Source organism: Corallococcus sp. AB045, assembly GCF_003668895.1.
In the GTDB taxonomy this organism is placed as follows: Bacteria; Myxococcota; Myxococcia; order Myxococcales; family Myxococcaceae; genus Corallococcus; species Corallococcus coralloides.
The window spans coordinates 22,746-44,303 of record NZ_RAWN01000038.1 but is presented as its reverse complement, the minus strand read 5'-3'; the positions used below and the strand labels follow the sequence as shown (position 1 = coordinate 44,303).

18 protein-coding genes are annotated in these 21,558 nt (G+C 69.5%); 14 read left to right on the top strand and 4 right to left on the bottom strand.

What is annotated here, in order from left to right; translation table 11 throughout:
- Window positions 1-57 precede the first annotated feature (57 nt).
- Window positions 58-1,857 (top strand): TolC family protein, encoded by a 1,800-nt coding sequence (locus D7Y21_RS11985; RefSeq protein WP_120567943.1) that lies wholly within the window; start codon window positions 58-60, stop codon window positions 1,855-1,857.
- Between the two features lie 66 nt (window positions 1,858-1,923).
- The gene (locus tag D7Y21_RS11980; protein ID WP_121713245.1) at window positions 1,924-2,559 is read left to right on the top strand and encodes a phospholipid-binding protein MlaC; all 636 of its coding nucleotides are present in this window, start codon (window positions 1,924-1,926) and stop codon (window positions 2,557-2,559) included.
- Window positions 2,560-2,640: 81 nt separating this feature from the next.
- On the opposite strand, the gene D7Y21_RS11975 is transcribed toward D7Y21_RS11980, so the two are convergent.
- Together D7Y21_RS11975 and D7Y21_RS11970 are read right to left on the bottom strand one after the other, a co-directional pair.
- Window positions 2,641-3,819, bottom strand: coding sequence for an N-acetyltransferase (locus D7Y21_RS11975; RefSeq protein ID WP_120567941.1), 1,179 nt, complete (start codon window positions 3,817-3,819; stop codon window positions 2,641-2,643).
- A 9-nt stretch (window positions 3,820-3,828) separates the two neighbouring features.
- Complete coding sequence (locus tag D7Y21_RS11970) at window positions 3,829-5,382, bottom strand: aminotransferase class I/II-fold pyridoxal phosphate-dependent enzyme (protein ID WP_120567940.1); 1,554 nt, start codon at window positions 5,380-5,382, stop codon at window positions 3,829-3,831.
- 430 nt (window positions 5,383-5,812) lie between these two features.
- On the opposite strand from D7Y21_RS11970, the gene D7Y21_RS11965 reads away from it, so the two are divergent.
- From D7Y21_RS11965 to D7Y21_RS11945, 5 genes are all read left to right on the top strand, one after another.
- A complete protein-coding gene (locus D7Y21_RS11965) occupies window positions 5,813-8,275 on the top strand; it encodes an RND family transporter (RefSeq protein ID WP_121713243.1) in 2,463 nt (820 codons plus the stop codon).
- Entirely contained in the window at window positions 8,272-9,252 is a 981-nt protein-coding gene (locus D7Y21_RS11960) for a phosphatase PAP2 family protein (RefSeq protein WP_199735410.1), read from the top strand. The genes D7Y21_RS11965 and D7Y21_RS11960 overlap by 4 nt, the downstream gene beginning before the upstream one ends.
- 62 nt (window positions 9,253-9,314) lie before the next feature.
- Window positions 9,315-10,514 carry an aminotransferase class I/II-fold pyridoxal phosphate-dependent enzyme gene (locus D7Y21_RS11955; RefSeq protein WP_121713241.1) on the top strand — a complete coding sequence of 400 codons (1,200 nt, stop codon included), beginning with the start codon at window positions 9,315-9,317 and terminating at the stop codon, window positions 10,512-10,514.
- Window positions 10,515-10,527: 13 nt separating this feature from the next.
- On the top strand, window positions 10,528-11,247 hold the full coding sequence (locus D7Y21_RS11950; protein WP_121713239.1) for a methyltransferase domain-containing protein: 720 nt from the start codon (window positions 10,528-10,530) through the stop codon (window positions 11,245-11,247).
- Window positions 11,248-11,267: 20 nt separating this feature from the next.
- A complete protein-coding gene (locus D7Y21_RS11945) occupies window positions 11,268-12,242 on the top strand; it encodes a hydroxymethylglutaryl-CoA lyase (protein ID WP_120567936.1) in 975 nt (324 codons plus the stop codon).
- Between the two features lie 24 nt (window positions 12,243-12,266).
- Here the strand turns inward: D7Y21_RS11945 and D7Y21_RS11940 are convergent, their stop codons facing one another.
- Window positions 12,267-14,261, bottom strand: a complete 1,995-nt coding sequence (locus tag D7Y21_RS11940; RefSeq protein ID WP_121713237.1) for a TIM44-like domain-containing protein — start codon at window positions 14,259-14,261, stop codon at window positions 12,267-12,269.
- Window positions 14,262-14,365: 104 nt separating this feature from the next.
- Here D7Y21_RS11940 and D7Y21_RS11935 point away from each other — a divergent pair, with 104 nt between their 5' ends.
- Window positions 14,366-15,142, top strand: coding sequence for an enoyl-CoA hydratase-related protein (locus D7Y21_RS11935; protein ID WP_014397059.1), 777 nt, complete (start codon window positions 14,366-14,368; stop codon window positions 15,140-15,142).
- 92 nt (window positions 15,143-15,234) lie between these two features.
- On the opposite strand, the gene D7Y21_RS11930 is transcribed toward D7Y21_RS11935, so the two are convergent.
- Entirely contained in the window at window positions 15,235-15,615 is a 381-nt protein-coding gene (locus tag D7Y21_RS11930; protein ID WP_014397058.1) for a YtxH domain-containing protein, read from the bottom strand.
- A gap of 216 nt (window positions 15,616-15,831) precedes the next feature.
- On the opposite strand from D7Y21_RS11930, the gene D7Y21_RS11925 reads away from it, so the two are divergent.
- The 6 genes from D7Y21_RS11925 to D7Y21_RS11900 all read left to right on the top strand — a co-directional run bounded on the left by D7Y21_RS11925 (window position 15,832) and on the right by D7Y21_RS11900 (window position 21,491).
- Window positions 15,832-17,361, top strand: coding sequence for an acyl-CoA carboxylase subunit beta (locus D7Y21_RS11925; RefSeq protein ID WP_121713235.1), 1,530 nt, complete (start codon window positions 15,832-15,834; stop codon window positions 17,359-17,361).
- Window positions 17,362-17,404: 43 nt separating this feature from the next.
- Complete coding sequence (locus D7Y21_RS11920; RefSeq protein ID WP_120567933.1) at window positions 17,405-18,550, top strand: acyl-CoA dehydrogenase family protein; 1,146 nt, start codon at window positions 17,405-17,407, stop codon at window positions 18,548-18,550.
- Window positions 18,550-19,413 carry a hypothetical protein gene (locus D7Y21_RS11915; RefSeq protein WP_199735409.1) on the top strand — a complete coding sequence of 288 codons (864 nt, stop codon included), beginning with the start codon at window positions 18,550-18,552 and terminating at the stop codon, window positions 19,411-19,413. Before D7Y21_RS11920 ends, D7Y21_RS11915 begins: the two co-directional genes overlap by 1 nt.
- Window positions 19,414-19,427: 14 nt before the next feature.
- A complete protein-coding gene (gene rnc, locus D7Y21_RS11910) occupies window positions 19,428-20,201 on the top strand; it encodes a ribonuclease III (RefSeq protein ID WP_199735411.1) in 774 nt (257 codons plus the stop codon).
- A gap of 67 nt (window positions 20,202-20,268) precedes the next feature.
- On the top strand, window positions 20,269-20,937 hold the full coding sequence (locus D7Y21_RS11905; protein WP_120567930.1) for a peptidylprolyl isomerase: 669 nt from the start codon (window positions 20,269-20,271) through the stop codon (window positions 20,935-20,937).
- On the top strand, window positions 20,934-21,491 hold the full coding sequence (locus tag D7Y21_RS11900; RefSeq protein ID WP_120567929.1) for a peptidylprolyl isomerase: 558 nt from the start codon (window positions 20,934-20,936) through the stop codon (window positions 21,489-21,491). The genes D7Y21_RS11905 and D7Y21_RS11900 overlap by 4 nt, the downstream gene beginning before the upstream one ends.
- Window positions 21,492-21,558: the final 67 nt, after the last annotated feature.

Below are 21,558 nucleotides of genomic sequence, written 5' to 3'. Positions count from 1 at the left end.
TGCTGCGCCGTCGCGGGCTTCCGGATATGCCCGGCCGCACACGAGGCGGACCACAGCATGGGCACAGAAGTCGGCAAGGTCGTCGCAGTGGCAATGATGCTCACCGGTGGCGTGGCGGGCGCGCAGATCTCGCCCACGACGGCTCCCTCGAATGCTCCTGGAACGGGCGCGCCGGGGACCGCGGCTCCCTCGCCCGGCAGCCTGTCACCGGGCACCGTGCCCGCGCCCTCGCCCGGCACCACCCCGGCCCCCGGCCCCACCGGCACCGGGTCCTCCGCCGCCAACCCCACCCCTGGCACACGCGCGCCGCTGCCTGGCCCCGCCGCCGTGAACCCCGGTCCGGCCGCCGAGCCGGGCAACGCCGCCCAGGGCGCCACCACCGGCACGCCCAGGCCGGCCGCCGCCACCCCGGGCGCGCAGGACCTGGGCACGTCCCCCATTGCCCCCGGTTCGGGTGACGGAGCACGGGGCGACCTCACCCCTGGCGCTCCCAGGGGCCCTCCGGAGGAGGCCCAGGCCCCGGGCACCTCCCAGGCCACGAAGCCCCTGAAGGGGCCCATCACCCTGGCCCAGCTGGTGGCGCGGGCGCGCACGCAGGACGCGCGCGTGGCGGAGGCCTCCGCGGAGCTGCGCAAGTTCCAGGCGCTCTATGATCAGGCCCGCTGGGCCTGGTTCCCCCGGTTCGAGATCACCCTGGGCGCGGGCGGTCCCGTCCCCGAGGCGCGCAACAACGGTCTGGGCGGCCCGCCCACCACGGAGGCGTCGCTGGAGGGCGACTGGAACTTCGGCAATATGGGCGTGACGGTGTTCTCCACCGGCAACGCGGTGCTGCCGCTGTACACCTTCGGCAAGCTCTCCGCGCTGGAGAAGGCGGGCGAGCAGGGCCCCAAGGTGGGCGCTGCGCTGCGCGAGCGCGTGCGCGCGGAAGCCGGCTTCCAGGCCGCCCAGGCGTACTACGGCTACCAGCTGGCCCGGGCCGGGCTGAAGCAGTTGGAGGACGTGGCCAAGCGCCTCAAGGACGCGGGCGACAAGATCGACGCGCTCCTCAAGGAGGACTCGGATCAGGTGACGAAGCTGGACACCTACAAGCTGGGGTACTTCCGTCAGCTGGTGGAGTCGCAGCGCGCCACCGCCATCCAGGGCGAGCAGTTCGCGCTCACCGCCATCCGGCTCCTCGCCAACGCGGGCCCGGACGAGCAGGTGGAGGTGATGGAGGAGGACCTGCCGCTCCAGGGCGACGTGAACGTGCCCGACCTGGAGACCTCGCTGAAGCAGGCCAACGAGCGCCGCCCGGAGCTGAAGGCCATCGCCGCGGGCATCATCGCGCGCGAGCAGGAGGTCATCATCCGCGAGCGCAGCTACTACCCGGACCTGGGGCTCGCGGGCTACTACGACGTGCGCTGGACGAGCAGCGCCACGCGCCAGCGCAGCCCCTTCGCGTACGACCCATTCAACGACCGCACCGCGGGCCTGGGCCTGGTCATCCGAGGCACCTTCGACATCCCCATCAAGGACGCGCAGCTGGAGCAGGCCCGCGCGGAGCTGGACAAGATGCACGCGCAGGAGCTGACGCTGAAGGCCGGCATCCGGCTGGAAGTCACGCAGGTGCAGAGCCAGCTCGCCGCGTCCTACGCGCGGGCGAAGTCCTTCACGGAGGCGGAGAAGAACGCGAAGCGCTGGGCCACCGCCGCCTACGCCGCCTTCGACCTGGGCACCGGCGACACGCGTGAGTTGGTGGACGCCTTCACCGCGCTGGCCCAGGCCTCCGCCGAGCGCGGCAAGAGCTGGCACGACGTGCGCGTCGGATTGGCGTCACTCGCCCGCGTCACCGGTGCCGTCCCCACGGCGGATGAATAACCCTTCCAGGCTGCCAGTCCTCACAGGTGTCGTCACACCTGAACTTCAACCCGGAGCTTCATCCCTATGATTGCTTCCCTGCTTGCCGCCACGCTGCTCGCCGCCGCCCCCGTGAGCCCGCTCAACGTGGTGAAGAACGGCAACGCCGCCGTGCAGAAGGCGGCCAACGCCCCTGGCGCCAGCGTGCAGTCCCTGGCGACCGTCGTGGAGTCCTTCGTGGACTTCGAGGAGCTCGCCAAGCGCGCCCTGGGCGAGAAGGCCTGGACGGGCCTCACCGCTGCCCAGCGCAAGGAGTTCACCGACACCATGACGGGCCTGCTGCGCGCCTCGTACGCCCAGAAGGCCATCGGCCAGGCGAAGGCGGACGTGAAGTACGGCAAGGAGAGCGTGCAGGGGAGCGAGGCCACGGTCGACACGGAGCTCACCGTGAAGACGGACCAGGTGCCCGTGAACTACCGCCTCTACAAGGCCACGCCCAAGGCCGACTGGCGCATCTACGACGTCATCACCGACGAAGTGTCCCTCGTGGACACCTACAGCGGCCAGTTCAAGAAGATCCTCTCCACCAAGGGCTTTGACGGCTTGCTGACGACGCTCAAGTCCAAGCGCGCCCAGCTGGAGAAGGAGAACGCCAACACCAGCGCGGCCTCCGTGAAGGAGTCCGCCGCCGGGGGTTCCGGCGCCGCGCCGCAGGCGAAGTAGGGCAGGGCGCTTCCAAACGGCTTCAAGCAGTGACCTTCCGCCCGGGTGCCACCAGCGCCCGGGCGGAAGTGTTTCGGGACGTCAGACGGGCCGCTGGAACACGCGGTACGTCTTGGAGCGCTGGCCGCCCATGGACTCGATGGCGCGGTTGACCAGGTGGTTGTCCTCCAGCGTCCAGGAGATTTCCCCGCCCGTGTACCCCAGCTCCTTCGCGGTGCGCAGGGTGTCCAGGTAGAGGATGGCGTCCAGGCCGCGGCGCCGGTAGCCCTCCTTGATGCCCAGCGTGAGCAGGCGCAGCCGCTTGAGCTTGCGCGACGCCAGCACCAGCTTCACCAGGCCAATGGGCAGGCCGAACGTCGTGAGCCGTCCGTTGGCCGCCTTGAACGCCGCGTTGGCGTCCGGCAGCGTCATGGAGAAGGCGACGGGCTCGCCCTTCACCTCCGCGATGAGCACCAGCTCCGGACGCACGATGGCCTTCATCTCCTTGGCCATGTGCTCGAACTCGCGGTCCGTGAAGGGGATGAAGCCCCAGTTCTTCTCCCAGGCCGCGTTGTAGATCTGCTTGATGCGGGCGACCTCGGCGGGGAAGTCCTTCAGGTTCACCGGGCGCACGGTGACGCCCTCGCGCTGGCGGATCTTCTCCGCGATGCGCGCCACCTTCTCCGGCGGCGGCGTGGACGCGGACAGCTCGAAGGCGAACAGGTCCTTCGCCTTGGTGAAGCCGCACGTCTCCAGCAGGCCCGCGTAGTACGCCGGGTTGTAGGGCATCATCAGCGCGGGAGGGCTCTCGTAGCCCTCCACGAGCAGGCCCCAGTCCTGGTTGGAGGAGAAGTTGGCCGGCCCCAGCACGGTGTCGATGCCGCGCGCCTTCAGCCACGCGCTGGCCGCGTCCAGCAGGCCCCGGGCCACGCCCGCGTCGTTCACGCACTCGAAGAGGCCGAAGAAGCCCTCCTTCGTGCCGTGGAACTCCATGTGGCGCGGGTTCTTGATGGCCGCCACCCGGCCCACCACGTCCTGCCCGCGGCGCGCGAGGAACAGCTCCACCTCCGCGTAGTCGAAGAAGGGGTTCTTCTTCGGGTCCAGGAAGTCGCGGCGCTCCATCTCCAGCGGCGGCACCCAGTTCGGGTCGTCACGGTAGAGCGAGTACGGCAGCCGGATGAACGCCGTCCGGTCCGCCGCGCCGCGCACAGGGGTCACCTGCACGTCGGAGGGCATGGAGGAAGCAGGGGAGGACGCTTCGTGCTTGGCTGGGTGGGCCATGAGAGGGGCTCAGTTCCTTTCGGCCTGGTTGCCGTCGGAACTGTCGCTGCCGTTGCGCATGAAGAGCTGGGCGCCCTTCTCCAGGAGCACGCCACCCAGCTCGCTGCGCTTCTCCCACAGCTTCTTGGGCGCGCCGCCCAGCCGCCGCAGGTCCTCCGGCTGCAGGTTCGCCGCGCGCCAGGTGAGCTGCTCCACCGCGTCGAAGAACTTCCCGGCCATCTCCCGCGAAGACATCCGCGACAGCTGCTCCAGGGAGAAGCCCTTGTCCGCGAGCAGGCCCGCGCTGCCCGCCGCCCACGTCTCGCTCGCCTTGTTGCTGCGCACCGCGCTGCCCGGCCGGGCGATCTTCACCGGCTCGTACACCGTGGGGCGCGTCTCCGGGATGACGTTGAGCTTGCGGCCGATCTTCTCGAAGGTGTCCAGCACCTGATCCAGCTGCGCGTCCGTGTGCGTGGCCATGTAGCTGGTGCGGATGAGCGCGTGGCCCGCCTCCACCGCCGGCGGAATCACCGGGTTGGCGAACACGCCCGCCTCGTGCAGCGCGCGCCAGAAGCGGAAGCACTTCACCTGGTCGCCAATGTGCACCGGCACCACCGGCGTCACCGACACGCCCGTGTCGAAGCCCATGGCGCGGAAGCCGTTGTGCATCTTCTCCGCGATGTCCAAGAGGCGCTCGCGGCGCTGCGGCTCCGCCTCGATGATCTCCGTCGCCTTCAGCGCCGCCGCGATGGACGCGGGCGTCATGGACGCGGAGAAGATGACCGACCGGGCCTTGTGGCGGATGTAGTTGATGACCTCGAAGGGGCCCGCGAGCACGCCGCCCAGCGACGCGAAGCTCTTGGAGAACGTGCCCATCACCAGGTCCACGTCCTTCTCCAGGCCGAAGTATTCGGAGGTGCCCCGGCCCAGCTCGCCCAGCACGCCCATGGCGTGGGCGTCATCCGTCATCACGCGGGCGTTGTACTGCTTGGACAGCTCCACGATGCGGGGCAGGTTGCAGACGTCGCCCTCCATGGAGAACACGCCGTCCGTGACGATGATCTTCCCGGCGCCCGGCTCCGCCGCGGCGAGCAGCTGCTCCAGGTGCTCCATGTCGTTGTGGCGGAACTTGCGCTCGGTCGCGAACGACAGGCGCACGCCGTCCACCAGCGACGCGTGGTTCGCGCGGTCGCTGAACACGATGTCGTGCCGGCCCAGGATGGACGCCAGCGCCAGGTTCGTCTGGAACCCGGTGGAGATGACGATGGCCGCCTCGCGGTTGAGGAACTTCGCCAGCCGCGCCTCCAGCTCCTCGTGCAGCGCCAGGGTGCCGTTGAGCAGGCGCGAGCCGGAGCACGTGGTGCCGAACTTCTCCGTCGCCTTGATGGCCGCTTCCTTCACGCGCGGATCCGCCGCCAGGCCCAGGTAGTTGTTCGAACCCACCATGATGACCCGCCGTCCCTCGATCTCCACCTCCGTGGAACCGTGCGACGCCTCGATGGCCCGGAAGTACGGGTACAGTCCCGTGGCCTTGGCGATGCGGTAGTCCTTCCAGGTACGGCACTTGTCGAACACGTCGCTCATGGTGGTCTTTCTTACGCGTCGGAGGGTGTGATCCGAGCCGCTTTCCATGTGCAGGGCGCGTTCCAGGTTCGGATTGCCCGGCCGCGCGAACACCCAGGGGGACGACGCGAGGGGGTCAATAAAGAGGGAAAACCGCACTGTCAAGGCGGGGACGGTCCCATTGCACCGGGTGTGGGGCATCCGTGTCAGGGCGCGCCTTGACAGTCATGCCGCATTGGTGGCACGCCGCGCCCCCGGACCTTCGTTCGCCAGTGGATGCTTCTGCACCCAGGGCACACATGGGTTCACACGGGGAATGGGTCGAGAGGGGCCGTCTGTTCCGGGGGCCTGGATCATGGCTGGGTTATTGCTTCGCCGGCCAGCATCAGAGGAGCAGACGGTGTCTCAAGCACGACGGCAGCGGTGGTTCGAGGGCTTCATCCAGGCAGCGATGTCGCGCCCCTGGCAGGTGCTGCTCGCTGTCGCCCTGGTGACAGCCGCCGCGGGCTTCTTCGCCTCGCGTCTGGAGTTCCGGGGGTCCTTCGTGGAGCTCCTCCCGGAGGGTGCCCCGGAGGTCCGGGACCTGACACGCGTGTCAGAGAAGGCGGGTGGAGACGGCTACCTGGTCATCATGGCCAAGGGGACGGCCCCGGAGGCCCTGAAGGCCTACGCCACGGAATTCCAGAAGCGCCTGGAGGCCCTGCCGATGGTCCGCTACGTCGAGCACCACTATGACGTGGCCTTCTTCCGCCGCCACGGCCTGCTTCTCCTGCCCACGGCGGAGGTCGCCTCGCTGCGTCAGGACCTGGAGGCCCGCATCCGCTACGAGAAGGAGCGCGCCAGCCCCCTCTTCGTGGACCTGGAAACGGAAGAAGCGCCGCCCACCTTCGAGGAGATCGCGAAGAAGCACACCCCGGACACGACGGCGCTGCCGGAGACGCTGGCGAACAAGGAGGGCACCGAGGTCTACCTGATGATCAAGCCGTCGGGGACGGCGGGGGACCTGGAGTTCGCGCGGAACTTCGTGGCCACGGTGTTCGACACCGGCCGCCAGCTCGCGGCGGAGAAGTACCCGGGCGTGACGCTGGAGGCGACGGGTAACTTCCAGAACCGCATCGAGGAGGACGCGGTGATGCGCCGCGACCTGTCCAACGCGGGCCTGTTGTCCGCGCTCATTGCCGTAGGGCTCATCCTGCTGGCCACCCGGCGCATCTCCGCGCTGGCGGTGGTGGGCGTGCCGGTGATGGTGGGGCTGATGCTGACGTTCGCGTTCGCGCAGGGCGCCATCGGCCACCTCAACATCGTGACGGGCTTCCTCGTCGCCATCCTCATCGGCCTGGGCATCGAGTACGGCGTCCACCTGGCGATGCGCTACTGGGAGGAGCGCGAGCGGCACGGCGTGAAGGAGGCGCTCACGGCGGCGGTGCGCGGCACCTTCAGCGGGGCGCTCACGTCCGCCTTCACCAACGCGGCGGCGTTCTTCGTGCTGGTGCTGGCGCAGTTCCACGCCTTCCAGCAGTTCGGCCTGCTCGCGGGCGTGGGCGTGCTGATGGCGGTGCTGTCCGCGTACGCGCTGGGCCCGTCGCTGCTCGCCATCGCGGAGCGCATCCGGCCGTTCCGCCGCGATGCGGCGTCCACCGCCCAGGCCTCCGCGCCTCCCGTCGCGGCTCCGGCGAAGGAGTGGCGGCGCTGGCCCACGGGCGTCATCGTCGCGGTGGCGCTGTCGGTGGTGGGCTTCGCGGCGTACTCGGTGGGCATCGCGCCCCGGCTGGGCTTCGAGACCAACCTGCGCAACCTGAAGGGTGACTCGCCGGCGTCGCGGCTGGACGACCACATCACGGAGCAGATCGGCTCTCCGCTCAACCCGGCCATCCTCGCGGTGGACACGCTGGAGCAGGTCCGCGAGGTGGAGGCCGTCATCGCCCAGGTGAAGGCGAAGAACGGCGCCAACTCCGTGTTCCTGCGCACCGCGTCGCTGAGCGACCTGGTGCCCTCCGACGTGGCGGGCCACGAGGCGGAGATGGGCCGCATCCGGGCGCTGCTGGACGGGCTGCCGAAGTCCGCCCAGGAGGACCCGCGCGTGAAGGACCTGCGGGAGATGGTGGACGCGAAGCCCTACGGCCTGGATCAGCTGCCGGTGGAGGCGCGCCGCCGCTTCGAGGCGCTGGATGGCAAGGGGATGTTCCTCCTGCTGTTCCCGTCCGTGTCCAACTACGACACGCAGGACCTGAACCGCTGGGCGGGGCAGCTGGATGAGGTGGTGGCCGGGGCGAAGGCGAAGGGCATCGACCTGGCGGTGCTGGACAGCAACCGCATCGCCGCGCGCATCTTCTCGCTGGTGCGCATGGACGGGCCGTTCATCCTCTGGTCCGCGGCGGTGGTGGTGTTCCTGGTCATCCTCGCCAGCCTGCGCAGCTTCAAGCGCGCGCTGCTGGTGGCGGGCCCGTTGTTCCTGGGCATGACGTGCCTGGCGGGCGGGATGTACCTGTTCGACGTCCAGCTCAACTTCATCAACGCGGTGGTGCTGCCCAACCTGTTGGCCATCGCGGTGGACAACTCGGTGCACCTGTTCCACCGGTACGAGGAGGAGGGCCCCGGGTCGCTGGGCCGGGTGGTGCGCAACACCGGCTTCGCGGCGGTGGTGGCGACCCTGTCCAACGCGGCGGGCTACGGAGCGCTCCTCGTGGCGAACCATCAGGGCTTGCGCAGCATCGGACAGATTGCCCTACTAGGGGTCGTGAGCACCTTCCTGGGAACGACGGTGTTCTTCCCGGCGATGCTGGCGCTGTTGGAGCGGTGGAAGGGGCGGCGGTCCGCGGTGGCGCCGGAGTCGGGCGCAGTGGTGCGGAGCCTCAATCTCGGGGGGGCCGGCGAGCTGCCGGCCGAGTCGCCGGGGGAGCGCAAATCGGCGTGAGCATCTGGTCATTCAGCGAAGGCCGCGTGCGGCCCGTCGTGACGTCGTCGGACGAAGCGCTCGTGCGCTTCCGGCAGGTGGACCTCGTCCTCATGGTGGCCTGCTCGGTGGCCGCCCTGGTGTGCGTGGGGCCGGCCCGCTGGGCGCCGCACTCCGGCCGCAACGCGCTCCTCTTCCTCTTCTTCGCGCTGGGCCTGCCTGCCATGCGCATGCTGGAGGCGCGCTTCCCGCGCCAGCCGCTCATCGCCATCGTGGCGGACTTCTGGCTCCTGCCGGTGTCGGCGCTGGCCCACGGGTGGCTGGGTCCCATCGTGGACTGGATGAACCCGGTGGTGAAGGACGCCCAGCTCATCGCGGTGGATCAGAAGCTGTTCGGCTTCCAGGCCGCGGTGGCGCTGGCGCACGTGATTCCGCCCTGGGCCAACGACGTGCTGATGCTCTGCTACTACGGGCACTTCATGTGGCCGCTGCTCCTGGGCATCTACCTGTACGCCCGGGGCAGGGGGGCCACGCCCGGCTTCGACGAGTACCTGCTGGGGTTGGGCCTGCTCCTGGGCTTCAACTACGCGGCGTACTCGCTGGTGCCCGCGGTGGGGCCCCGGTACTTCCTCATCGGCGCGTTCGACGGGCCGGCGACGCAGGGGTGGATCCTCACGCCGCTGCTGGAGTCCATGATGCGCACGCCGGTGTACACCCGGGACTGCTTCCCGTCCGGGCACACCGGGGTGATGCTGGTGGTGCTCTTCTACGCGTTCCGGTTCGCCCGGCGCTTCTTCTGGGTGATGCTCTTCCCGGGCATGGGGCTCATCTTCGCGACGCTGGCGGGGCGGTTCCACTACGCCATCGACCTCATCTGCGCGGTGCCCCTGGTGATGGTGGTGACGGGGCTGGCGCTGGCCCTGTCCCGCTCCGCCCGTCAGCGCGCGGTGGAACAAGGCGCGCGTTCCGTGCCCGCGGACGCTATCGTCCGGCCCTGAACCGCCAGCCGGTCGCCTCGGGGTTCGGGGTGGACGTGCGCTGGCCTCCAGAGGCCTGACCCATGTCGCCCCGGCCCGTGCTCGCGCAACGCGTCTCCCGCTTCGGCACCACCGTCTTCTCCGAGTTCAGCGCGCTGGCCCTGAAGCACCAGGCCGTGAACCTGGGGCAGGGGTTCCCGGACTTCGACGGGCCGGACGCCATCAAGGAAGCGGCGTGGAAGGCCATCCAGGGCGGCGTCAACCAGTACGCCCCGGGCATGGGCGCCAAGGACCTGCGCAACGCCATCTCCGAGCACGCGCAGCGCTTCTACAACCACGCCGTGGATCCGGACACGATGGTCACCGTCACCAGCGGCGCGACGGAGGCCATCCTCGACGTCATCCTGGGCCTGGTGGATCCGGGCGACGAGGTGGTGTCCTTCGAGCCGTTCTACGACTCGTACGACGCCAACATCGCCTTCGTGGGCGCCACGCCGCGCTACGTGCCGCTGCGCCCGCCGGACGCGGAGCACACGACGTGGTGGTTCGACCGGGACGAAGTGCGCGCCGCCTTCGGTCCGAAGACGCGGCTCTTGATCCTCAACTCGCCGCACAACCCCACGGGCAAGGTCTTCACGCGCGAGGAGCTGGAGTTCCTGGGCAACCTCTGCGCCGAGCACGACGTGAAGGTGCTGGCGGATGAGGTCTACGAGCACATCGTCTTCGCCCCCGCGAAGCACCTCCGCGCGGCCACGGTGCCGGTGCTCGCGGACCGCACGGTGACGGTGAGCAGCGCGGGCAAGTCCTTCAGCCTGACGGGGTGGAAGATCGGCTGGATCATCGCGCCGCCGCCGCTGCGGGACGCGGTGCAGCGCGCGCACCAGTTCGTCACCTTCGCCACCGCGTCGCCGTTCCAGGCCGCCATGGCCGTGGCGCTGCGGCTGCCGGACAGCTACTTCCAGGAGCTGACGGCGCTCTACACCGCCAAGCGCGAGCGGCTGCTCACGGGCCTGCGCGAGGCGGGGCTCCAGGCGTACTCGCCGGAGGGCAGCTACTTCATCCTCGCGGACATCCGCGGCTACGGCTTCGCGGACGACGTCGCGTTCTGCCGGCACCTGGTGACGGAGGTGGGCGTGGCGGGCATCCCGCCCAGCGTCTTCTACGGCCCAGAGCACCGGCACCTGGGACAGCGCTTCGCGCGCTTCGCCTTCTGCAAGACGGAGGGCGTGCTGGACGAAGCCGTGCGCCGCCTGCGCGAGAAGCTGCCCGCCCTCAAGCGCTGAGGCGCGCACGGCCGTGAGCGACTTCTTCGGAGAGCTGTACCTGCGCAGCACGCTGCCGTACCTCTCCGAGGCGGTGACGGCCCGGGAAGTCGAGTACCTGTCCCGGGCGTTCGCGGACGTGGAGGGCCCGGTGGTGGACCTGGGCTGTGGCCACGGCCGGCACGCGGCGCGGCTCAACACCGAGGGCGCGCTCGCCGGCAGGGTGGTGGGCCTGGAGCTGGATCCACTGTCCCTGCGCCTGCGCCGCCCCGGCTTCCCCGTGGTGCGGGGCGACCTGCGGGCGCTGCCCTTCCAGGACGCGACCCTGGGGGGCGCCTACGCCTGGTATTCGACACTCTTCGCCTTCAGCGACGCGGAACACGTCCAGGTGCTGCGCGAGGTGGCGCGGGCGCTCAAGCCCGGCGGACGGTTGGTGTTCCAGACGGTTCCCTACGAGCGGCTGGCCGGAAGTCCGGGCGCGTCGTTCCGCGAGCGGTTACCGGATGGGAGTCTCCTGGAGGAGGAGAGCCGCTTCGACGCGACGCGTGGCAGGGATGTCGGGCAGCGTCAGCTCACCTTGCCGGACGGTCGCGTGCTGCGAGCGGCGTACACGCTTCGTTACTATCCTCTTGCGGAACTGAAGGGGCTGTTGGAAAGCACGGGCTTTTCGGTGCAGTGGGTGCACGGCGGCCTGGACTCCGCGCCGATGACACCCGAGTCGACCGACCTCATCGTGGGAGCCGGGCGCCGGTGACGGAGCCCGGGACACGTCCAGTGGATCCGAAAGAGACATCGCGAACGCGGGTCGGCCTGCTGGGGCAACTGCCCCGCCGGGTCGACGTGTACGAGGTCGGCCCCCGCGACGGCCTGCAGAACGAGCTCCGCACGCTGCCCACCCGAGACAAGGCGCGGCTCATCAACGCCCTGGTCGCCGCTGGGGAGAAGCGCATCGAGGTGACGTCGTTCGTGTCACCCAAGTGGATCCCCCAGCTGGCGGACGCGGAGGAATTGCTCAAGCAGGTGGGCCGCCGCCCCGGCGTCGTCTTCTCCGCGCTGGTGCCCAACCTCAAGGGGCTGGAGCGCGCACAGGCGGCGGGCCTGGAGGAGGCCGCGGTGTTCATCTCCGCGTCGGAGGCCCACTCCAAGAAGAACATCAACAAGACCATCGCGGAGGCGCTGGCGGGCGCGAAGGAAGTGACGGCCGCCGCCCGCAAGGCCGGGATGCGCGTGCGAGGCTACCTGTCCACCGTGTGGGGCTGCCCCTACGAGGGCCACGTCCCGGTGGAGCGCGTGGTGGACATCTGCCGCCAGCTGGTGGACGCGGGCATCTACCAGCTGAGCCTGGGCGACACGATTGGCGTGGGCACGCCCCGGCAAACGGAGGAGATCCTCACGGCGCTCCTCCAGCACATGCCGGTGGACACGCTGGCGCTGCACCTGCACGACACGCGAGGCACGGCGCTGGCCAACGCGCTGGTGGGCCTGTCCGCGGGTGTCACCACGTTCGACGCGAGCATCGGCGGGCTGGGCGGCTGTCCCTACGCGCCGGGCGCCGCGGGCAACCTGGCCTCCGAGGACGCCGTCTTCATGTTGCACGGCATGGGCGTGGACACCGGCATCGACCTGGACAAGCTGGTGGAGGCCGGGGAGATCGCCCAGGAGCTCATCGGCCGGAAGCTCGCGGGCAAGTACCTCCAGGCCGCGCTCGGCGAGCGGGACAAGAAGGCCACCCGCCGCGCGCAGACCTGAGCCGTACCACCGGGGACCACTGTCTCAGTGGTCCCCGATCAGCGCCGGGAGCTTCTCCTCCAGGCCCAGGTGCTGGGCGGCGATCTGCAGCATCTTCCGCTCCTTGCGGTCGATGCGGCCGTCCACCAGGGCCATCTCCACGATGTGGCGCAGGAACACCTCCGCCTCCGGGCTGCCGCGCGGCACCAGGCGCTCGAAGAGCTGGGGCCCGGCGTTGAGGGCCATCTCCACGTTGGCCCACGACACGCTCCAGCGCTCCGCGCACAGCTTGAGCAGGCGGCGCTCGGCGTTGGAGACCTCGCCATCCGCGGCGGCGATGGACGCCATCATGTAGAGCAGCCGCTCGCGCTCCTTCACGTCCGTCACCACCCGGTCGCCGTCGTCATGGCCTTGGCCATTGCCATGTCCGCCGACGTCCACGGGCGGGGGCGCGACAGTGCCGCGCTCGGCCCGGCGGGCCTCCTGGTAGCGGGCCGCGTTCCGGGACGTGCGCTGCGCGTGGTGCACGTTCCAGGACTCGAAGGGCAGGGCGGACGCGAGCACCCAGTCGCGCTCGCCGTTGCCCAGCACCGTGCCGCAGAACTCGCAGGTGTTGGCCGCGCTGTTCGTGGTGGGCGCGTTGCACTGCGGGCAGCGGTCCGTGGACATGCCGGTGTCCGTGTTCGTCTTCGCGCCGTGGCGGCGCAGCAGCGTGAAGACCCAGCGCTGCGGCACCGTGGGCAGGCCAGGCGGCTTCTCGTTCGCGGGGCCAATGCCCATGCGGGCGCTCCAGCGGATCTCCACCTGCGCCTCGTCGAAGGACTCGGGGCGCACCTCCAGCGCGCGCACGTCCACCGCGCCCACCGCGCACTCCAGGAAGACGCGACGGCGGCCCTGCTTCGCCAGCTGGCCCAGCTCCGCGTCCAGCTTCGTGAGCGCGTCCGCGTTGGCGACCTTGGACAGGCGCTGCGTCTCGTTGCGGCTCTGCGCGTCGATCCACTTCCAGAACAAGAGCGACGCGCGGTCCTCCAGCATCTCCAGGTTGAGCGCCGGGTCGTCCGCGCGCGCCTGCATCAGGCCGTCCACCTGCTTGTGGTGGCGCACGTGCTCCACGCCCTGCGTGATTTCGGAGAGCGTCCAGTCGTAGTTACCGGAGTTCACCACCGCGTTGCAGAACTCGCAGGTATTGGACGCGCCGCCCTTGTAGGGCGCGCCGCAGTTGGGGCACTTGCCCTGGAACAGGTCCTCACCGATGCGCGTCTGCGCGCCGGGCTTGCGCACGAAGGTCCACACCTCCGTGAACGTCTCCGGCGCCACCTTGCTGGCTGCGGCCATGGCCTGCGCGTCCGTCTGGTTCGCGGGCACGTCCGTGTCGCGGATGCTGGCGCGCACGCGCACGTGGATGCTGTCGTACCACTCGGTCTGGTGCAGGCCGATGAGCTGCACGTCCAGCACCTTCATGTCCGCGAGCGCGTCGCGCACGCCCTGCGCCTGCATCAGCCCGAGCTGCACGTTGAAGCGCTGCCACGTCGCGTCCGACAGGAAGGGGCGCACCGGCGTCATGTCCCGGCGGAACCACGACTTCTGCAATTCGATGAAGAGCCAGCGCACCTTCTGCAGCGTGGGCTCGAGTTCGAAGGACGGATCCTTGAGCTTCAGCGCGTTCACCCAGCCCGACACGTCGCGGCCGGACACCTCCGTGCGCACTTCGGCCTCGCGCTGATCCAACGCGCGCTGGGTGGTGGCGGTCGGGTGCAGATTGCGCTTGTAGAACCACCAGGCGACGCCGCCGATAATCAGCAGCGGGACGGTCACCTTCGGGTAGAGGAAGATGAGGCGGATCAAATCGAAGAGCAGCCAGATGGGCAGGCCGTCGCCCCCGCCACCGCCGTTCCCGCGGTCTCGGCCGGACGTGTAGTGCTCGCCTCCACCGCCACGTGCCAGGGCCACGAGCGGCAGGGCGAGCACGAGCAGGGCGGACACGGTGAGCAGGCCGGGCAGCCACCGCCACGGGCGTTTCGCTGTTGAGCACGAAGGCATGGGCAGGATCCTATCCGTTTACGGCTTGCCAGACTGGGGAACAGGTTTCAGGCTGCGCGCCATTCACGCGGGTCGCCCAGCGCGGCCCGTCACGGGGAGCGAAGATGCCGGAGTTCAAGGTCGAGGCCCGAGGGGCCATCGAGATCTGGACCATCGACGGGGAGAGCCGCCGCAACGCCATCAGCCGCGCGATGCACCAGGAGCTGGACGCGCTCGTGTCCCGCGTGTCCTCCGGCCGCGCCGTGCGCGCCGTCATCCTCACCGGCGCGGGCGACAAGGCCTTCTGCGCGGGCGCGGACCTCAAGGAACGCACCACCATGTCGGAAGACGAGGTGCGCGCCTTCCTCAACGGCCTGCGTGTCACCCTGCGCTCCATCGAAAAGAGCGACTGCGTCTTCATCGCCGCCATCAACGGCGCGGCCTTCGGCGGCGGCACGGAGCTGGCCCTGGCGTGCGACCTGCGCGTCGCCTCGCCCGCCACGGAGATGGGCCTCACGGAAGTGAAGCTGGGAATCATCCCCGGCGGCGGCGGCACGCAGCGGCTCGCGCGGCTCATCGGCCCCGGGCGCGCCAAGGACCTCATCCTCACGGCCCGGCGCGTGAACGCGGCGGAGGCCTTCAGCATCGGCCTGGTGAACCGGCTGGCCCCGGAAGGGCACCTGCTGGAGGTCGCCTTCCAACTCGCGGAGGCCGTGGTGGAGAACGCCCCCGTGGCCGTGGCCACCGCCAAGCACGCCATCGACGAGGGCACCGGCCTGGAGCTGGACGACGCGCTGGCGCTGGAACTCAAGAAGTACGAGGAGGTGCTCAAGACGGAGGACCGGCTGGAAGGGCTCCGCGCGTTCGCGGAGAAGCGTCCCCCTGTCTATAAAGGCCGTTAGGCCCGCCGAAAGCGACAGGGGCGGCAGGCCCGCGGTTGCCCGCGGACCCTGCTGCCCCCGCCTGCTTCCCTCAACTCAGCTTCAGGTCAGCTTCAGGCGCTCGCGGTCTTCTCGCCGCCGATGTTCACGCCCTGCTTGTTGATGTAGCCCATCGCCTTGTCCTTGACGGTGGTGCGCAGCTCCGTGCCGCGGCTCGGGGCCATCAGCAGGGCCACGATGCTGCCCGCGGCGGCGCCCAGCAGGAACGCCCCCAGGCCGCCCATGCCCGCGCGCGCCGGCTTGTACGTCGTCAATCCCACATAGCGCAGCGCGTCGTCCGGGTCGAAGTTGTCCCAGGACTTCCGCGCGACCTTGCCTGCCTTGTCCGCGTAGTCAGGCAGCTGGTCGAGCAACTGGTGCGCCAGGAACTGACGGTACAGCTTGCTCTTGGCCAAAGCCTTCGCCTGCCACGTCGCCTTCTTCGCTCTGAACATGGGTCCCTCCTGGGCCGGATGCGGTTCACGGGGCGAGTGTGGCCCGCCTGGGTGCACACCCCCCGTGCAACATGAAGGTAGGCAGGGAGGCCCCAGGCGACACCCCCCGAAGCGCTCCGCCGTGGCCCCATGCGTCGTCCTTTGGACGGCACGGCCGGTGCTTCGGCTGGCAAGAAGGCAGCCAGGCCAGGGGTTTCTTGGTATGGGACGACGGCCATGTCCTCAGATCAGAAACTGCTCGAGAAGGTCTCCCAGGTGGAGAAGGGCGGCGCGCCCAAGTACCACTCGAAGAACGCGGAGACGGGCAAGCTCTTCGCGCGTGAGCGCATCCGGTTGCTCGTGGACGCGGACTCCTTCGTGGAGGACGGCAAGCTCGCCAACAACCTGGACCCGGAGCTGCCCTCCGACGGCGTCATCACCGGTGTCGGGCGCATCGACGGGCGCGCGGTGGCCATCATGGCCAATGACTCCACGGTGAAGGCGGGCAGCTGGGGCGCGCGCACGGTGGAGAAGATCCTCCGCATCCAGGAGACGGCGAAGGCGCTGCGCTGCCCGCTGCTCTATCTGGTGGACAGCGCGGGCGCGCGCATCACGGACCAGGTGGAGATGTTCCCCGGCCGCCGTGGCGCGGGCCGCATCTTCTACAACGAGGTCCACCTGTCGGGCTTCGTCCCTCAAATCTGTCTGCTCTTCGGTCCGTCCGCCGCGGGCGGCGCGTACATCCCCGCGTTCTGCGACCTGGTCATCATGGTGGAGGGCAACGCCTCCATGTACCTGGGCAGCCCCCGCATGGCGGAGATGGTCATCGGGGAGAAGGTCACCCTGGAGGAGATGGGCGGCGCGAAGATGCACTGCTCCGTGTCCGGCGTGGGCGACGTGCTGGTGAAGACGGAGCAGGACGCCATCGCCGCGGCGAAGCAGTACCTGGCCTTCTTCCCGGAGAACTTCTCCAAGGCCCCGCCGCAGGTCGAACTGAAGGCGCCCAAGCACAGCGGCAAGCGCGTGGACGAGATCGTCCCGCCGGATCAGAACAAGCCGTTCGACATGCACGCCCTCATCGCGGAGCTCATCGACGAGGGCAGCTGGTTCGAGGTGAAGAAGCTCTTCGCGCAGGAGCTGATCACGGGCCTGGCGCGCATTGGCGGGCGGCCGGTGGGCATCGTCGCGAACCAGCCCAAGTACAAGGGCGGTGTGCTGTTCGTGGACAGCGCGGACAAGGCGGCCCGGTTCATCTGGCTGTGTGACGCATTCAACATCCCGCTCTTGTACCTGGCGGACGTGCCGGGCTTCATGATCGGCACCAAGGTGGAGCGCGCGGGCATCATCCGCGCGGGCGCGAAGATGATCTCCGCGGTGTCGGAGGCCAGCGTGCCGCGCATCTGCGTGGTGGTGCGCAAGGCCTACGGCGCCGGCCTCTACGCCATGAGCGGCCCCGGCTTCGCCCCGGAGGCGACGCTCGCGCTGCCCCAGGCGATGATCGCCGTGATGGGCCCGGAGGCGGCGGTGAACGCCGTCTATTTCAACAAGATTCAAGAGCTGCCGGAGGCCGAGCGGCCGGCCTTCGTCCAGAAGCTCCGCGACGAGTACAAGCAGGACGTGGACATCTTCAAGCTGGCCAGCGAGCTCATCATCGACGCCGTGGTCCCCGGCGACTCCCTGCGCGGGGAATTGATGCAGCGTTATTCGCTTTATGCGGACCGGTTCCAGCCCCGTGCGGAGAAGAAGCACGGCGTCCACCCCGTCTGAAGTTCCCCCACCAGCATTCACGCTCTAGATTCCGCACCCGACCATGGACTTCGAACTTCCTGAAAGCCACCGCGCCCTGCAGGCCTCCCTCCGTGAATTCTGCGAACGCCGCGTGAAGCCGTACGCGCGCGAGTGGGACAAGGACGAGAAGTTCCCCATGGAAGTGGTGAAGGAGCTGGGGCAGCTGGGCGTGCTGGGCATGCTCGTCTCCGAGGAGTACGGCGGGGCGGCCATGGACTCGCTCGCCGTGGCGGTGGCCGTGGAGGAGATCGCCCGCTACGACGGCTCGCTCGCGCTCACGGTGGCCAGCCACAACGGCCTGGGCACCAGCCACGTGCGCGTGTTCGGCAACAAGGCGCAGCACCAGCGCTACCTGCCCAAGCTCGCCTCCGGTGAGTGGCTGGGCGCGTGGGGCCTCACCGAGCCGGGATCCGGTTCGGACGCGTCCGGCATGCGCACCACCGCCGTGCGCAAGGGCAACAAGTGGGTGCTCAACGGCGCGAAGATGTTCATCACCCAGGGAACGGTGGGTGACGTGTTCGTGGTGCTGGCGCTCACGTCGCCGGAGAAGCGCCAGAAGGGCATCACCGCCTTCGTGCTGGAGAAGGGCATCCCCGGCTTCAGCCAGCGCTCCATCCACGGGAAGCTGGGCATGCGCTCGTCGGACACGGCCGAACTCATCATGGAGAACGTGGAGGTCGGTGACGACGCCATCGTGGGCGAGGTCGACCGCGGCTTCATCGACACGCTCAAGATCCTCGACAAGGGCCGCATCACCATCGGCGCGCTGTCGGTGGGCCTCTTGCGTGGGGCGCTGGAGGAGTCGGTGGCGTACTCCAAGGACCGCACCGCGTTCGGTCAGCCCATTGGCGAGTTCCAGGGTCTGCGCTGGATGATGGCGGACATGAAGACGGAGCTGGAGGCGGCGCGACTGCTGGTGCACCGCGCGGCGCGGCTCGCGGACGCGGGTCAGCCGTACTCCGAGGAGGCCTCCATGGCGAAGCTGTTCGCGTCGGAGGCGGCCATGCGCGGGTGCAACAAGGCCGTGCAGATCCACGGCGGCTACGGCTACACGCGCGAGTTCCCCGTGGAGCGCTACCTGCGCGACGCCAAGCTCTGTGAGATTGGCGAGGGCACGAGCGAGATCCAGCGGACCATCATCGCTCGCGAGACCTTCAAAGGCGCCTGATGGATACCGCTCGGCTGCGAGAGCTGGGGCTCCAGGTCCGTGAGGAGCCGTCCGGCGTCGAAGTGGTGTTGGACCTGGAAGCCGCGTCCCTGGTGAACCCCATCACCAAGGACTTCATCACCGAGATCACCTTCCAGGCGATGGGGGACAGGCTCATCCCCATCGCGCCGCCAGCCGTGGTGGGCATGACGCCCATCCTCCTGTCCGCCATCGACGCGGCGGAGGAGATGCAGGCGCTCCTGCTGGACACCTTCAGCGACCACGTCTTCCACCTGCAGCGCCGCTCGGAGGAGCTACAGCTGTTGGGCCTGCCCGCGGACGTGGATCCGCAGTCGCTGGAGCTGTCCACGGACGTGAGGGAGGGCCAGCTCGCGGTGAAGCTGGTGGCGGACCGGCAAGGCAACTTCCGCATCGCGCAGGCCATCCGCGGGCGGGAGGAGCTGGCCACCGCCGCCGGGCACGTCATCGAGCTGTCGGAGTTCCGCGAGAAGGCCGCGCTGACGGGCTACCTGGCCGCGCTGCTCGGCGAGCCGGTGGCGCGCGCGCCGCAGGCGTCGTCGGGCGCGGAGCCGGTGCGCTTCGTGGAGATTGTAGAGAAGTTCGGCCCGCAGTCGCTGGTGCCGCCGCGCAGCAGCCTGGAGTTGCTGGCGCAGCTGCAGGTGGAGGGCAAGGCCTACCGCTTCGCGGCAGCGCGCATCGCCGGGCGCACCTTCCGGGGCCTGCTGGCGGGCACCCAGGGCAAGGTGTGGGCGGGCCGCTTCGAACTGGATGAGTTCCCCGGCGTCGTGCAGCTGGTGGCTGAGCTGTTGAAGGTCGCTCCCGAGGCCGTGCGACTCGTGGGCCCGGACGCACCCCAGGAGTGAGCCGCGTGGAGAAGATGACCCTGGCCGAGCGGGTGCAGGCCCTGGAGGCCCGCCTGGGCGTGCAGTTCTCCAAGCGCGACCTGGCCCTGGAGGCGCTGACGCACAAGACGTACATCAACGAGAACCGCGACCAGAACCTCAAGGACAACCAGCGCCTGGAGTTCCTGGGCGACGCCGTGGTGGACCTGGCGGTGAGCCACCGGCTGATGGACCGCTGCCCGGGCGTCCCCGAGGGCGAGCTCACCAAGATGCGAGCCCGCATCGTCCACGAGGAGGGCCTGGCCCGCGTGGCCCGGAGCCTGCGCCTGGGTGAGCTGCTCCTGTTGGGCCGGGGCGAGTCCCAGTCCGGAGGCCGCGACAAGAACTCGCTGCTCGCGGACGCGATGGAGGCGGTGCTGGGCGCGGTGTACCTGAGCGGCGGCCTGGAGCCGGCGCTGGCCCTGGTGGACCGCGTCTTCGGGGAGCTGGTGGAGGAGGTGGCCTCCGGCGCGGGCCGCCTGGACTACAAGACGCTCCTCCAGGAGCTGGCCCACGAGAAGCTCAAGCTGTCGCCGCGCTACCGCGTGGTGGCGGAGACTGGCCCGGAGCACTCCAAGGTGTTCGAGGTGGAGGTGTGCATTGGGGAGTCCGTGTACGCCCGGGCCACCGGCCGGAACAAGAAGGAGGCCGAGCAGGCAGCCGCTCGCACCACGCTGGAGCGCCTGAAGGAGGAGGCGGCTGTCGTGGCATCCCCGGATGTCGTGGCGCCCGTCCCGGGAGGTCCTTCACCGGACGACCCTCCGGCGTGAAAGCCCTTGGAGCGGGAGGGGGGTGGGGGGTAGGGTCCGCGCCTTCCTGCCCTGGAGCCTGTCCCGTATGCACCGTCTTCTCGGTCTCACCGTGGCGCTCGCCGCCGTCGCGGCGTTGGCCGCCGAGCCCGCCGCGGGCCCGTGGACGAAGAAGGTCCAGGCCGGCAAGGACCTCTACGCGACGCTGAAGACGAGCCAGGGTGTCATCACCGTGAAGCTCTTCTCCAAGGACGCGCCCCAGACGGTGGCGAACTTCGTGGGCCTCGCCACGGGCGAGAAGGCCTGGACGGATCCGACGACGGGCGAGCAGGTGAAGGGCAAGCCGCTCTACGCGGGCACCGTCTTCCACCGCGTCATCCCTGGCTTCATGATTCAGGGCGGCGACCCCACCGGCACCGGCAGGGGCGACCCGGGCTACCGCTTCGCGGACGAATTCCAGAGCGGCCGAAGCTTCGACAAGCAGGGCCTGCTGGCCATGGCCAACGCGGGCCCCAACACCAACGGCAGCCAGTTCTTCATCACCACCTCCACGCCCGCGAACCTCACCGGCCGCCACACCATCTTCGGCGAGGTCGTCACCGGCTACGACGTGGTGGAGAAGATCGGCAACGTGCCGCGCAGCGCGCAGGACCGCCCGCAGACGCCCGTGGTCCTGGAAACGATTACGCTGAGTGAAAAGGCCCCGAAGAAGCCGGCCGCGCCCAAGCCCGCCGCCCCCAAGAGCACCCCGCAATGAGCTTCATGGAACAGGCCCGCGCGGGCACGGAGTTGTTCGGCACCTTCCAGACCACGGAGGGGCGCATCGTGGTGCGCCTGTTCTCCAAGGACTCGCCCAGGACGGTGGAGAACTTCGTGGGGCTGGCCACCGGGGAGAAGCCCTGGACGGACCCGGTGACGTTCCAGCCCCAGCACGGCCGCCCGCTCTACGACGGGACGCTCTTCTTCCGCTGCATCAAGGACTTCATGATCCAGGGCGGGGACCCGACCAGCCGGGGCAACAACGGCCCGGGCTTCCGTTTCGAGGATGAGTTCCAGGGTGGCCGGCGTTTCGACAAGAAGGGTGTGCTGGCCATGGGCAACACCGGCCCCAACACCAACGGCAGTCAGTTCTTCATCACCGCGGCGCCGCAGCCCCACCTGGACAACCGGTACACCATCTTCGGCGAGGTGGTGGAAGGGCAGGACGTGGTGGACCGCATCGCCAACGAGCTTCCCAAGGATTCAAGCGACCGTCCCCGCCGGGACGTGCGCATCCAGACGTTGACCATCTCCACGGCGCGGCCTTCGTAAGCAGTCCGCCGCCGTACCCTGGCAGTTCCCCCGGGGTCTTCCCGTCGTCGAGGTTGGAAGGCCCACT

Excerpts from the sequence above, each read along its gene's own strand:
- D7Y21_RS11985 (WP_120567943.1), top strand. The coding sequence starts at position 58 with ATGGGCACAGAAGTCGGCAAGGTCGTCGCAGTGGCAATGATGCTCACC.
- D7Y21_RS11980 (WP_121713245.1), top strand. The coding sequence starts at position 1,924 with ATGATTGCTTCCCTGCTTGCCGCCACGCTGCTCGCCGCCGCCCCCGTG.
- D7Y21_RS11975 (WP_120567941.1), bottom strand. The coding sequence starts at position 3,819 with ATGGCCCACCCAGCCAAGCACGAAGCGTCCTCCCCTGCTTCCTCCATG.
- D7Y21_RS11970 (WP_120567940.1), bottom strand. The coding sequence starts at position 5,382 with ATGAGCGACGTGTTCGACAAGTGCCGTACCTGGAAGGACTACCGCATC.
- D7Y21_RS11965 (WP_121713243.1), top strand. The coding sequence starts at position 5,813 with ATGTCGCGCCCCTGGCAGGTGCTGCTCGCTGTCGCCCTGGTGACAGCC.
- D7Y21_RS11955 (WP_121713241.1), top strand. The coding sequence starts at position 9,315 with ATGTCGCCCCGGCCCGTGCTCGCGCAACGCGTCTCCCGCTTCGGCACC.
- D7Y21_RS11940 (WP_121713237.1), bottom strand. The coding sequence starts at position 14,261 with ATGCCTTCGTGCTCAACAGCGAAACGCCCGTGGCGGTGGCTGCCCGGC.
- D7Y21_RS11935 (WP_014397059.1), top strand. The coding sequence starts at position 14,366 with ATGCCGGAGTTCAAGGTCGAGGCCCGAGGGGCCATCGAGATCTGGACC.
- D7Y21_RS11930 (WP_014397058.1), bottom strand. The coding sequence starts at position 15,615 with ATGTTCAGAGCGAAGAAGGCGACGTGGCAGGCGAAGGCTTTGGCCAAG.
- D7Y21_RS11925 (WP_121713235.1), top strand. The coding sequence starts at position 15,832 with ATGTCCTCAGATCAGAAACTGCTCGAGAAGGTCTCCCAGGTGGAGAAG.
- D7Y21_RS11920 (WP_120567933.1), top strand. The coding sequence starts at position 17,405 with ATGGACTTCGAACTTCCTGAAAGCCACCGCGCCCTGCAGGCCTCCCTC.
- D7Y21_RS11915 (WP_199735409.1), top strand. The coding sequence starts at position 18,550 with ATGGATACCGCTCGGCTGCGAGAGCTGGGGCTCCAGGTCCGTGAGGAG.
- rnc (WP_199735411.1), top strand. The coding sequence starts at position 19,428 with ATGACCCTGGCCGAGCGGGTGCAGGCCCTGGAGGCCCGCCTGGGCGTG.
- D7Y21_RS11905 (WP_120567930.1), top strand. The coding sequence starts at position 20,269 with ATGCACCGTCTTCTCGGTCTCACCGTGGCGCTCGCCGCCGTCGCGGCG.
- D7Y21_RS11900 (WP_120567929.1), top strand. The coding sequence starts at position 20,934 with ATGAGCTTCATGGAACAGGCCCGCGCGGGCACGGAGTTGTTCGGCACC.